Genomic DNA, 12,318 nt, shown 5'->3' on the forward strand with positions numbered 1-12,318 from the left:
CTGAATGCTGTTCTCCGCTGTCAGGTTGCGCCTGCGCAGACAAAAAGTCGAAAACAACCCCATGCACAGTAGAAGTGGCCTCGGGGGCGCCGCTCGGTGAACCGTGACAAGTCGGTGTTGTCGTAGAGGATTTTGGAGGGAGCGCACCGGCCTACGGCGTGACGACCGGCTCAGCCAGCACGCAGCTTGCCGCCCGGCCCGGCTTGACCTCCACGTTGGGCGGCAGCTGCTCCAGGCAGCGCGGTTCGGCGAGCTTGCAACGGGCGGCGAAGGAGCAGTTGTGGGGCTTTTCGGCCAGTGACGGCGGCGTGCCGGGGATGGTCTCTAACCGTTGGCCACGCTTGGCGCCGTGGATGGTCGAGGCGAGCAAGCCCTTGGCGTAGGGGTGCACCGGCGAACGGACGATATCGCGAAGACTCCCCTGCTCCACGATCTGGCCGGCATACATCACCACGACGCGGTCGCAGATCTCGATGGCGACGCCGATGTCGTGGGTGACGAAGATGACGGACATGCCGAATTCGCGCTGCAATTCGCGCAGCAACAGCAGGATCTGGATCTGCACGGTGGCATCGAGCGCCGTGGTCGGCTCGTCCGCGAGCAGGATTTTTGGCCGGCAGGCGAGCGCAAGCGCAATCATCGCGCGCTGACGCATGCCGCCGGACATTTCGTGCGGATAGGCATCGAGCCGCCGCTTGGCCGAGGGAATGCGCACGATCTCGAGCATCTCCAGCGCCCGCGCGCGGCCCTCCGCGTAGCTTTTGCCCTCGTGGCGCACGACGCTTTCGGCGATCTGCGCGCCGATGGTGTAGACCGGATCGAGCGCCAGTGCCGGCTCCTGAAAGATCATCGACACGGTCTGGCCACGGAACGACGACAGTTCCTCGTCGTTCATGGCGAGCACGTCGCGGCCCATGACGTTGACCGTGCCCGCAATCTGCGTGCGCTTCTTCGGCAACAGCCGCATCAGCGCCCGCAGGGTTACGCTCTTGCCCGAACCGGACTCGCCAAGCAGGCCGAGAACCTCGCCGTCACCCAGCGAGAGATTGAGATCGTTCACGGCAAAAACCGTGCGCTCGCCGGTGAAGCGGATGTTGAGGCCTGAGATCTCGACGAGTTTTGTCATGACGGCAGTGTGGGTACCCGGTCGTGGTAGTCGGTGACGCGCTGGAAGGCGGCGCCGATGGTCAGCAGGGTCGCTTCATCGAAGGAATGGCCGATCAGCTGCATGCCGATCGGCAGGCCACTCCTGGTGAAGCCCGAGGGCACGGTGAGCGACGGCAGGCCGAGGAAGTTCACGGGACGGGTGAACAGCGTCAACCGCTGCAACAGCGCCGGCGCGTTCGGTCCGCCGCCGACGTCGCTCTCCTCGATCGTCGGTGCCGGCACGGGCGAGGCCGGCGCGATGATCGCGTCGACGCCTGCGGTCGCCGCATTGTGCGAGGCGAGCGCCGGCCCACGCCAGCGCATCGCCTCCAGATAGGTGATGGCGGGAACGGCGAGGCCGTTCTGCAGCCGCATCAAGACCTGCGGGCCATAATCCTGCGGGCGCTCGATCATCCAGCGCTTGTGGAAGGCGGCGGCTTCAGCGGCAAGCACGAGCTGGCTTGCCGAGGACAATTGCCGCTGATCCGGCAGTTCGACTGTGAGGATGTCGGCGCCCTCGCGCTTGAGCACCGCGATGGTCTCGTCCAGCACGCGCGCAACCTCGCCGTCGAGATCGTCGACATAGAAGGACGCGGGCACGCCGATCTTGAGGCCCTTCAGCGAGCCCTTGGTCGCAGCGACATAGTCCGACAGCGGCTCGTGGCTGGTGGTCGAATCTTCAGGGTCCGGACCGGCCATCAGCGCCAGCAGCAGCGCGCAATCTTCCGCGGTGCGCGCGAGCGGGCCGACCGTGTCGAGCGATTGCGACAGCGGCATCGCACCGGCGCGGCTGACGCGCCCCACCGTGGTCTTCAATCCCGTGACGCCGCAGAAATGCGAGGGCATACGAATCGAGCCGCCGGTGTCCGAGCCCAACGCCGCATAAGTGAGCCGCGCGGCGACCGACGAACCGGAGCCCGAGGACGAGCCGCCGGTGATATGCGCGACGTTCCAGGGATTACGCACTGGCCCGTAATGGGCGTTGTGCCCGGTCGGGCCATAGGCGAATTCGGCGAGATGCAGCGTTCCGAGCCGAACCTGGCCGGCATTCTTCAGGCGCTGAAGGGCGGTCGACGTCACCATCGGCACGAAATCGCGGCGGATCAGCGAGCCGCAGGTCGCGACGTGGCCGGCGTCGTAATACATGTCCTTGTGTGCGAGCGGCACACCGTGCAGCGGACCGCGCACCTCGCCTTTGGCGAGCTCGGCGTCGGCGGCATCCGCCGCCTTCAACGCAGCTTCCGACTCGATCGCCATGAAGGCGTTGAGATGCGGCTGCCATTGCGCGATGCGATGCAGCAGCGCGAGCGTCACCTCATGCGAGGACACCTGCTTCATCGCGATCGCGCGCGCGACCTCGGTGAGGCTCATCAATGCAGGCTCAGAATTCATTTCGACACCTTCTGCGTCTGCGCAAGCGGATAGAGAGCGGGCTCGAGGTCGAACGGCAGGGTGCCGGCGATGGCCGCAAAGCCTTCGAAAGCGGGGCCGATGGAATTGGAGATGCGCGTCGCGATCTCATCATTCACGGGAATGCCGGCGACTTGCGCCGTCGCCAGGATCTCTTTTGTCGTTGGTCTCGTCATGCGATTTCCTCTCTCGGCGCGCGGCTATGGCCTGAACCCGGAATAGCCATGTAGCACGCGACCTCGTGGCCCATATTATCGAGCGCCGTGAGCTTTGGTGTCGCATTTGCGCAGAGCGGCTCCGCAAACGGACAACGGGTGTGGAAGCGACAGCCCGCGGGCGGATCGATCGGATTGGGCGGATCGCCTGAGATCGGCGGCGTTTCGGTGCGGCGGTCCGGATCGGAGGACGGCATCGCCGCAAGAAGCGCACGCGTATAGGGATGTGCCGGCTGGTCCCAGACCTGATCGACCGGGCCAAGCTCGACGACCTCGCCGAGATACATCACCAGCACGCGGTCCGAGATGTAGCGCACGACGTTGAGGTCGTGGCTGATGAAGAGGTAGGTCAGGCCGAACTCGCGCTTGAGGTCGGCGAGGAGATTGAGCACCTGCGCCTCGACGGATTTGTCGAGCGCGGAGACGGCCTCATCCAGGATCACCAGCCGCGGCGACAGTGCCAGCGCGCGTGCGATGTTGACACGCTGGCGCTGGCCGCCGGAGATCTCGTGCGGATAGCGGTTGGCGAAGTTCGCAGGGACCAGGCCGACCTTGCCGAGCAACTCGCGCGCCAGTGCGCGCGCCGCGCTATCAGCCATGCCGTGGACTTTTGGACCGAACGCGATGGACTCCTCGATCGTCAGCCGCGGGTTGAGCGAGGCGTAGGAATCCTGGAACACCATCTGCATGCCGCGGCGCAGCTCGCGCAAGCTCAGCGACCGCCCGACGGTCATGCCGTCATAGATGATGTCGCCGGTATCGCGCGGCATCAGATGCATCAACAGGCGCGCGGTGGTGGACTTGCCGCAGCCGGACTCGCCGACAATGCCGACGGTCTCGCCCTTCGCAACGGAGAAGGAGACATTGTCGACAGCGCGCACGGTGCGCTTTGCGGCGAACAGCCCGCCGCGAACGGGAAAGTGTTTTGTCAGGCCATTGACCTGGAGCAACGGCTGCGCAATGCCGCCGACGTCCTCGACCGGCTCCAGCATGGCGATTGGCTCAATCGTTGTCATGGCCTCCGCCCTCCACCTCTCCCCATCGGGGAGAGGTCGGCGCGCAGCGCCGGGTGAGGGGCAGCGGCAACCTCGGTGCAGCATAACCCCTCACCCGGATTGCATCTCGCGATGCAATCCGACCTCTCCCTTCGGGAGAGGTATGGCACCGACGCCGCGGCGAACTGCGTCTTTCTCATCTTGCTAGTTCCTGATGTCCATGGCGCTGCGCAGGCCGTCCGAGAGCAGGTTGAAGCAGATCGAGACCGCGAAGATCATCGCGCCCGGCAATGCCGCAACCCAGGGATTGACGTAGATCGCGGTGCGCAACGTATTGAGCATCAGGCCCCATTCCGGCTCCGGCGGCTTGGTGCCGAGGCCGAGGAAGGAGAGACCGGCGGCCAGGATCATCGAGACCGAGATCAGGCTCGTCGCATAGACGAAGATCGAGCCCAGTACGTTGCCGAGGATGTGCACGCGCATGATGGTGAACGGCCCCGCGCCGGAGGCGCGCGCGGCCTCGACGAAATCCATGTTGCGCACGCCGGTGGTGACGCTCTCGGCGACGCGGGTGATCTGCGGCACGAACACGACCGTCAGCGACACAATGGAATTGAGGATGCCGGCGCCGAGCGCGCCGGAAATCGCGATCGCCAGCAGCACCGACGGAAAGGCATAGAACACGTCGATCGTGCGCATGATCGCGGTGTTGAGCTTGCCGCCGACATAGCCGGCGACGAGGCCGAGCGAGGTGCCGATGCAGAAGGCGAGGATGACAGGCAAAATGCCGATCACCAGCGACAGCCGCCCGCCATAGATCAGCCGCGCCAGCATATCGCGGCCGAGCTCGTCGGTGCCGAGCGGGTAGCCTGCCGTGCCGATGTGGCGGAGGCGGCGGATCATCGATCCCTTGTAGGGATCTTCAAGCCCGAGCCAGGGCGCGAGGATCGCGGAGACGAAGATCAACAGCAGCACGAGCGCGCAGGCCATGCTGACCTTGTCGCGCAGGATGCGCCGGCCGACAGTCGTCCAATAGCCGCGCGCCTTGGTGGCAGGTGCGGCCTGGAGTGCGGCATCGCTGATCGCGGACAGCGGAAGCTCGCTCATCGGCTAGCCCCGCTTGGATATTGGGCGAAACGGTGCGCGCCAAGGACGCAGTGCACCTCTCCCGCTTGCGGGAGAGGTCGGCGCGAAGCGCCGGGTGAGGGTTCTCTCCTCTTGGGAGTTCTCGATTGAGGAGACACCCTCTCCCCAACCCTCCCCCGCAAGCGGGGGAGGGAGCGCACCTTTTGCGTGGCAACGACTGGGCTCATCGGCTAGCCCCGCTTGATGCGCGGATCGATCGCGGCTTGTGCGATGTCGACCAGCAGATTGAGGAGGACGAAGAACAGCGCCAGCACCAGGATCGTGCCCTGCAGCAGCGGCAGATCGCGCTGGAAGATCGCGGAGTTGAGCAGGAAGCCCGAGCCCGGCCAGGAGAACACGGTTTCGATCAGGATCGAGCCGCCGAGCATGTAGCCGAGCTGAAGCCCCATCACCGCGAGCGCGGTCGGCGCGGCGTTCTTGATGACGTGGCGGAACACGCCGGTTTCGTGCAGGCCTTTGGCACGCAGTGCCTCGACGAAATCCTGCGAGAGAATGTCGCCGGTGAGCGCACGCACGGTGCGGGTGACGATGCCCATCGGGATCACCGACGTCGTGATCGCCGGCAGCACGAGATACTTGAGGTGGTCCCAATCCCAGGCCCAAGCAGCGGAGCCGCCGGGACCGGCGCCGACCGCGGGCAGCCAGTTCAACTCGACCGAGAAGATGATGACGAGCACCATGCCGAGCCAGTAATGCGGCACCGAGACGCCGGCGATGGCAAAGGAGGTCGCGAGCTTGTCGATCCAGGTCTCGCGGAAATAGCCGGCGATCAGGCCGAGCAGGATGCCCATGGTGAAGCCGATGATGGCAGCCGCAATCGCCAGCGTGACGGTGTTGCCGACAGCGCGCATGACTTCCGCGAGCACCGGGCGTCCCGTCGCGATGGAATTGCCGAGATCGCCGTGCAGCGCGCGCAACAGCCAGAGGCCGAACTGCACCGGCAACGGCCGGTCAAAACCGTAGGCCGTGCGCAGCTGCGCCGCGAGCTCCTGCGAGGCGTCGGCCGGCAGCACCGCGACCAGCGGATCGCCCGGCGTGATGTGCACGAGCAGAAAGCACACCAGCGCCACGCTGATGACGATCGGGATGACATAGACGATGCGTCGGGCGATATAGGCGAGCACGTCGGATTCTTTCTTCCCTTCTCCCCTTGTGGGAGAAGGTGGCGCGCGAGCGCCGGATGAGGGGTTCTATCCGCGGATACGATCATTCCAACAGAGCGAGGGGTACTCGCGGGGAGAGACCCCGGCTTCGCTTTCGCGAAGCCACCCTCTCCCACAAGGAGAGAGGGTGCACTGTGGGTGTGGCGCGAACTACCGCGTCATCGAGATCGGCGAGAAGTCGATGAACCAGCTCTTCGGCTGGATCACGCCGGTGACCTTCGGGCTCATGGCGCGCGGGCCGACGTCGTGGGCGACGTAGAGGAAGGCTGCGTCGTCGACGGAGGCCGCGTGCAATTCGGCGAGCGCGGCGTCGCGCGCAGCGGGGTCAAAGGTCTGCCGCGCCTTCTTCACCAGCTCGTCGAACTTGGGATTGTTGATGAAGCCCCAATTGTTCGAGGCCGGCGGGGCCATGCTCGATTGCAGGAAGCGCACCAGCGCGAAGAACGGGTCCATTGCCGCATACGTAACGTTGGTCGCGTTCGCGCCGTTGGCCGAGGGATCCTTGGCGCCGCGCCGCCAATTGGAGAACAGCGTGTTCCACTCGATGACGTCGAGCTGCACGTCGAAGTAACATTCGGCGAGCGCCTGCTGTAGATATTCGTTCATCGGCAACGGCTGCATCTGGCCCGAGCCGGAAGTCGAGGTCTGGATCTTCACCGCCAGCTTCTTGTTCGGACCGAAACCTGCCTCCTGCATCAGCTTCTGCGCGGCGGGCTTGTCGTACTTGATCTCGAAGGTCGGCTTGCCCCGCCAGGGATGGCCGGGCTCGAAAGTGCCGGTCGCAGGCACCATCAGCCCTGCAAGCAACCCGTCCTTGAGGCCTTCGCGATCGACGCAGAGATTGGCGGCCTTGCGGACGCGCATGTCGTTCCACGGCGAGCCTTCAACACGCGAGAACTGCCACGGCCAGACATGCGGCTGCTCGTTGGCATAGAGCTTGAAGCCGCGCTGCTTGAGCTCGGGCAGCGCATCCGGCGCCGGCGCCTCGACCCAATCGACCTGTCCGGAGAGCAGCGCTGCGGTGCGCGCGTTGGCTTCCGGCATCGGCAAGAGCACCATCTTGTCGATCTTGGGCACGCGGGCCTTGTCCCAGTAATTCGCGTTCTTGACGAGCTCGAGCCGCTCGCGCGGCGTGAAGCTCGCCATCTTCCAAGGGCCGGTGCCCGCGGCGTCCTTGGCAAACGAGGTCCACGCGGCCTGCGACTTCGCCTTGGCGTCGGCGCCTTCCGCCTTGTCATAGAAGCGTTGCCACTTCGCCGGGCTCGCCATGAAGAGGTTGGTGAGGTTGATCGGCAGGAAGCTGTCGGGCTCCTTGGTGGTGAGCTCGACCGTCATGTCGTCGATTTTCTTCGCTGACGCGAGCGTCGGCATGCGTGTCGCGGTGGCGCCGACCTGGCTCGGATCGAACTGCGGCGCGTCTTGCTTCAGCACCTTCTCGACGTTCCACACCACAGCATCGGCGTTGAAGGGCGAGCCGTCATGGAAGGTCACCCCGGGGCGCAGCTTGAAGGTCCATTTGGTCTTGTCGGCATCGTCGACCTTCCACTCGGTGGCAAGGCCGGGGATGACCACGCTGGCCTTGTCGGCGGACGACAGGTCCCAGCCCGTGAGTGCGTCGTACATGGTGACGCCGGTGAAGCGGTTGCCTTCAAAACCCTGATCGGGCTGACCGAGCGTGCGCGGAATATCGGCAGCCGTCATGCCGATGCGCAGCACGGTTTCGGCACTGGCCGCGCGCGGCCACGCCGCCGCAGTCGTCAGGGCCAGCGCTGCGATCAGCGCCGCGCGAGTGGTTGTCTTGATAAGCATCGCCTTAGTCCTTTTCCGGCCTTCGATGACTAATTTTGATGCAAACGTATGCAATGGCTATGCCAAAGAGAAACTTATTCTGTAAATTAGCCCTGCGACGACAAGTCCTTGTGATCGCGAGAGGGCAGGGCAGCCGCCCTGCCTATTCTGGCATCAAGATTGCAAGTTTGGCCCCGAATTCTTCCTGGGAGTTTTGGGCCATGCGTATTCGGTTATCGACCTGTCTCGCCGTGCTTGCGCTGGCGTCATTCGCAATCTCGGCGGGCGCTGAAACGGTGGTGCGCTACGGCATCTCCATGGCGGACATTCCGCTGACGACGGGCCAGCCCGATCGCGGCGCCGGCGCTTACCAGTTCACGGCCTATACGATCTACGACCCGCTGGTCGCGTGGGAAATGGACGTCGCCGATCGCCCGGGCAAGCTGGTGCCGGGCCTCGCGACGGAATGGAAGGTCGACGACACCGACAAGACCAAATGGCGCTTCGCGTTGCGCAAAGGCGTGAGGTTTCACGACGGCAGCGAGTTCAACGCCGACGCGATGATCTGGAATCTCGACAAGGTGCTCAACGACAAGGCGCCGCAATTCGACAAGCGGCAAAGCGCGCAGGTGAAGACCCGCCTGCCTTCCGTCGCCAGCTACGCCAAGATCGACGATTTCACCGTGGAGATCACGACCAGGACCGTGGACTCCTTCTTCCCCTATCAGATGCTGTGGTTCCTGGTGTCGAGCCCGGCGCAATATGAAAAGCTCGGCAAGGACTGGGACAAGTTCGCCAGCCAGCCTTCGGGCACCGGCCCGTTCAAGCTGACCAAGCTCGTGCCGCGTGAGCTCGCCGAACTCAGCAAAAATTCCGACTACTGGAACGCGAAGCGTATTCCGAAGGTCGACAAGATCGTGCTGGTGCCGATGCCGGAAGCGCTGACGCGCACCAATGCGCTGCTCGCAGGCCAGGTCGATCTGATCGAAACGCCGGCGCCCGACGCCGTGCCGCAACTGAAAGCCGCCGGCATGAAGATCGTCGACAACGTCACGCCGCATGTCTGGAATTATCATCTGAGCGTGCTGCCGGGTTCACCCTGGACTGACATCCGCCTGCGCAAGGCGCTGAACCTCGCGATCAACCGCGACGAAGTCGTGGGGCTGATGAATGGCCTGGCCAAACCCGCCAAAGGCCAGGTCGATCCGTCGAGCCCGTGGTTCGGCAAGCCGAGCTTCGACATCAAATATGATCTCGCCGCTGCCAGGAAGCTGGTCGAGGAAGCCGGCTACTCCAAGGCAAAACCGCTGAAGGCCACGTTCATCATCGCGCAGGGCGGCACCGGCCAGATGCTGTCGCTGCCGATGAACGAATTTCTGCAGCAGAGCTTCAAGGAGATCGGCATCGACATCGACTTCAAGGTCGTCGAGCTCGAGACGCTCTATACGCATTGGCGCAAGGGCGCGGCCGACGAGATGAACGCCGGCATCACCGCCAACAACATCGCCTATGTCACCTCCGATCCCTTGTACGCCATCGTCCGCTTCTTCGCCTCCGACCAGATCGCGCCGGTTGGCGTCAACTGGGGCGGCTACAAGAACCCGAAGGTTGACGCGCTGATCAATGAGGCCAAGCAGACGTTCGACACCGCCAAGCAGGACGACCTGATCGCCCAGGCGCACGCGTTGATCGTCGACGATGCCGTGCTGGTCTGGGTCGTCCACGACACCAACCCGCACGCGCTGTCGCCGAAGGTGAAGCGGTTCGTGCAGGCGCAGCACTGGTTCCAGGATCTGACGACGATCGGGGTGGAGTGAGGGCGGCCGGCAGCGGTATCGTAGGGTGGGCAAAGCGAAGCGTGCCCACCGCCTCTATATGCAGAGAAAGATGGTGGGCACGGCGCTTCGCGCCTTTGCCCATAGAATCTACGAGAGTTGATGGTGCGGGCACACAGGCGCGTAAAACACCGCTGTCGTCCCCGGCAAGCGTAAGCGCAGACCCGGGACCCATAACCACAGGACGTGGTTTGGCGAAGACTCGGAGTTACCAGCTCGCGCCAAACTACTCCCTGGGGTTATGGGTCCCGGCCTTCGCCGGGACGACACTATTGTTGAGGCGCCGGCTAGCCCCTCATGGGCAACGGCTACTTCGTCAGCAGCGCATACGCCCCCGTCCAGCCCTCGGGCGGCGGATTGACCTTGAAATCCTTGATCCGCGCTTCGTACAGCTTGAACAGCTTTTCCAGCGTGTCGGCATCTTCGCTGCGGCGGCCGCGCTCGATGGCGTCGAGTGCGCCCTTCCAGTCGCGATTGCGGTAGCAGCTGAGCATCTCGATGGTGATGTTGCGCAGGCGCTGGAAGGCACCCGACTGCATCACGTCCTCGCGGCCGGCAATGGCATAGATCACCTCCGGCTCGCTCTTGCCCTTGACCATGATGAAGTCGAGCTCGAGGATCGCGAACTTGTCCTTGGCGGCGAGCGCGGTGCGGGAGCCGACGATGATCGGAAAACCGTATTCCTTGGTCTGGCCTTCCAGGCGTGACGCCAGGTTCACGCTGTCGCCGAGCACGGAATAGTTCTTCTTCAGATCGGAGCCCATGTTGCCGACCACGCCGATGCCGGTGTTGAGACCGATGCCGACCTTGAGCGGGATATAGACATGGCCGCCATCGGCGGCTTCCTGCTCGCGCTCTTTATTGACCACGTCGATCTTCTCGAGCATCTGGATCGCGGCCTCGCAGGCATTGACCTGGTGCTCGGCATCGTCGAGCGGCGCATTCCAGAACGCCATGATGGCGTCGCCCATGTACTTGTCGACGTAGCCCTTCTCCTCGATGATCACGTCGGTCAGCGGCGTCAGGAAACGGTTCATCAGCACGATGAGCCCTTGCGGATCGTGCTTGTAGCTCTCCGAGATCGTAGTGAAGCCGCGCACGTCGGAGAACATGATCGTCATCTCGCGCTCCTCGCCGCCGAGCACGACCTTTTCCGGCGACTGCGCCATCTGCTCGACCAGGACGGGCGACATGTATTGCGCGAAGATGCCACGAATCTCCTTTCGCTGCCGCTGCTCACGCACGAAGCTCGCGAAGATGAAGGTCAGGTAGATCGCGGTGGTCGACAGCAGCGGATAGGTGAAGTCGATGAGGTAGCGGTATTGCCAATAGAAGAACCAGGACGTTCCGATCAGGATGGCGGCGAACATCGCGCCCGCGAGCACGAGCCGGACGGGGCCGAGATTCGGCGTGAAGATGATGACGAGGATGCCGATGATCAGCGCGGCAAGCAGCTCGACGCCGAGCGCGTAGTTCGGCTGGGAGATGACGGCGCCGCTCAGCACGCTTTCGAGCACCTGGGCGTGGATCTCGACACCGGGCATGGTCGAGGACACCGGCGTGGTCTTGAGGTCGTTCAGCCCGGCCGCGGAGGTGCCGATCAGCACCAGCTTGCCGGCAACCTTGCTGGGCGGCATGGTGTTGTCGAGCACGTCGGCTGCCGACACGTAGATCGAGGGATCGTGGCGGGCGTAATGCACCCAGAGCTGGCCGTTCTTGTCGGTCGGGATCTCGACGCCCTTGAGGCGGATGGCGCGGATTCCGGTCTTGTCGGTGCGAACCAGCAGCGTCGGCGTTCCCGTGACGACCCGCAGGATCTCGAGGCTGAGCGAGGGCATGATGTTGCCCTGCGCGCGCATGATCATCGGCACCCGGCGGATCAGGCCGTCGCGTTCGGTCTTGATAGTGAACAGGCCACGTCCGGCAGCGACCATCTCGATCACCGGCACGTTGCGCAGCAGGCCGGGGAATTCGAACAGAAACTTCTCGGCATTCTCCTCGCCGACGGTCGCGACGCCGGTGAAGGGCAGCGACTTGTCGAGCTCGGACCCGACCGCCGGCTGACCGGTCTCGCCCAGCACCACGCGCGAGCGCTTGATCGCTTCCGAGAGAAGCTGGTCGTTGCTCGGCAGCTCGCGCAGCTTGGTGCGGGTGGCGTCGTCCAGGTAACGCATCTGGTTGGCGACCAGGTCTGGATTGAGCCGGTCGGCTTCCGAGAACACCACGTCGAAGCCGATCGCCACCGCACCGTTGTTGGTGAGATTGACGATCATGTCCGCGATCCGCGTCCGCGACCACGGCCATTGGCCAAACCTGGCGAGGCTCCTGTCGTCGATGTCGACGATGGTGACGGGCCGCACCCCCTTCTTGTCGCGCGGGTCGATCAGCTGGAACATGTCGAAAGTGCGCAGCCGCAATTCCTGGACCGGCGGCGGATCCCAGACGCGCAAGCCGGCAAAGACGATCAGCAGCGCAAGACACGCCAGCCGCGCCAATCCGAACTTTCGCGCGAACCACCGGCGCAGGATTTTGAGACGTTTCATGATGACGGGATATCACGCTTTCGCGGTGAACGGCAGCGACATCTGGCAAACCGATGACCCGGCGCCCCCCGACACTC

General features: G+C 64.3%; 9 protein-coding genes. 1 reads left to right on the forward strand and 8 read right to left on the reverse strand.

The window, feature by feature from the left end; all coding sequences use genetic code 11:
- Positions 1–151: 151 nt before the first annotated feature.
- The 7 genes from YUA_RS0110995 to YUA_RS0111025 form a co-directional block, all read right to left on the reverse strand.
- Positions 152–1,126, reverse strand: a complete 975-nt coding sequence (locus YUA_RS0110995; protein ID WP_027530736.1) for an ABC transporter ATP-binding protein — start codon at positions 1,124–1,126, stop codon at positions 152–154.
- Complete coding sequence (locus YUA_RS0111000) at positions 1,123–2,538, reverse strand: Asp-tRNA(Asn)/Glu-tRNA(Gln) amidotransferase GatCAB subunit A (RefSeq protein WP_027530737.1); 1,416 nt, start codon at positions 2,536–2,538, stop codon at positions 1,123–1,125. Before YUA_RS0111000 ends, YUA_RS0110995 begins: the two co-directional genes overlap by 4 nt.
- A complete protein-coding gene (locus tag YUA_RS0111005; RefSeq protein WP_027530738.1) occupies positions 2,535–2,732 on the reverse strand; it encodes a hypothetical protein in 198 nt (65 codons plus the stop codon). Before YUA_RS0111005 ends, YUA_RS0111000 begins: the two co-directional genes overlap by 4 nt.
- Positions 2,729–3,787: an ABC transporter ATP-binding protein gene (locus tag YUA_RS0111010; protein WP_027530739.1), complete on the reverse strand. Its 1,059-nt coding sequence runs from the start codon at positions 3,785–3,787 to the stop codon at positions 2,729–2,731. Before YUA_RS0111010 ends, YUA_RS0111005 begins: the two co-directional genes overlap by 4 nt.
- Before the next feature lie 183 nt (positions 3,788–3,970).
- Complete coding sequence (locus YUA_RS0111015) at positions 3,971–4,873, reverse strand: ABC transporter permease (protein ID WP_027530740.1); 903 nt, start codon at positions 4,871–4,873, stop codon at positions 3,971–3,973.
- Positions 4,874–5,082: 209 nt separating this feature from the next.
- Positions 5,083–6,036, reverse strand: a complete 954-nt coding sequence (locus YUA_RS0111020; RefSeq protein ID WP_027530741.1) for an ABC transporter permease — start codon at positions 6,034–6,036, stop codon at positions 5,083–5,085.
- A gap of 189 nt (positions 6,037–6,225) precedes the next feature.
- Complete coding sequence (locus YUA_RS0111025) at positions 6,226–7,884, reverse strand: ABC transporter substrate-binding protein (protein WP_027530742.1); 1,659 nt, start codon at positions 7,882–7,884, stop codon at positions 6,226–6,228.
- A gap of 200 nt (positions 7,885–8,084) precedes the next feature.
- Between YUA_RS0111025 and YUA_RS0111030 the strand changes: the two genes are divergently transcribed.
- Positions 8,085–9,680, forward strand: coding sequence for an ABC transporter substrate-binding protein (locus tag YUA_RS0111030; protein ID WP_027530743.1), 1,596 nt, complete (start codon positions 8,085–8,087; stop codon positions 9,678–9,680).
- A 326-nt stretch (positions 9,681–10,006) separates the two neighbouring features.
- Here the strand turns inward: YUA_RS0111030 and YUA_RS0111035 are convergent, their stop codons facing one another.
- Positions 10,007–12,241 carry a CHASE2 domain-containing protein gene (locus YUA_RS0111035; protein WP_027530744.1) on the reverse strand — a complete coding sequence of 745 codons (2,235 nt, stop codon included), beginning with the start codon at positions 12,239–12,241 and terminating at the stop codon, positions 10,007–10,009.
- Positions 12,242–12,318 lie beyond the last annotated feature (77 nt).

The organism is Bradyrhizobium sp. WSM3983, assembly GCF_000473045.1.
Taxonomy (GTDB): domain Bacteria; phylum Pseudomonadota; class Alphaproteobacteria; order Rhizobiales; family Xanthobacteraceae; genus Bradyrhizobium.

What these genes read in the sequence shown, in the direction of transcription:
- YUA_RS0110995 (WP_027530736.1), bottom strand. Translation starts at nt 1,126, where the DNA reads ATGACAAAACTCGTCGAGATCTCAGGCCTCAACATCCGCTTCACCGGC.
- YUA_RS0111010 (WP_027530739.1), bottom strand. Translation starts at nt 3,787, where the DNA reads ATGACAACGATTGAGCCAATCGCCATGCTGGAGCCGGTCGAGGACGTC.
- YUA_RS0111030 (WP_027530743.1), top strand. Translation starts at nt 8,085, where the DNA reads ATGCGTATTCGGTTATCGACCTGTCTCGCCGTGCTTGCGCTGGCGTCA.
- YUA_RS0111035 (WP_027530744.1), bottom strand. Translation starts at nt 12,241, where the DNA reads ATGAAACGTCTCAAAATCCTGCGCCGGTGGTTCGCGCGAAAGTTCGGA.
- YUA_RS0111025 (WP_027530742.1), bottom strand. Translation starts at nt 7,884, where the DNA reads ATGCTTATCAAGACAACCACTCGCGCGGCGCTGATCGCAGCGCTGGCC.
- YUA_RS0111005 (WP_027530738.1), bottom strand. Translation starts at nt 2,732, where the DNA reads ATGACGAGACCAACGACAAAAGAGATCCTGGCGACGGCGCAAGTCGCC.
- YUA_RS0111000 (WP_027530737.1), bottom strand. Translation starts at nt 2,538, where the DNA reads ATGAATTCTGAGCCTGCATTGATGAGCCTCACCGAGGTCGCGCGCGCG.
- YUA_RS0111015 (WP_027530740.1), bottom strand. Translation starts at nt 4,873, where the DNA reads ATGAGCGAGCTTCCGCTGTCCGCGATCAGCGATGCCGCACTCCAGGCC.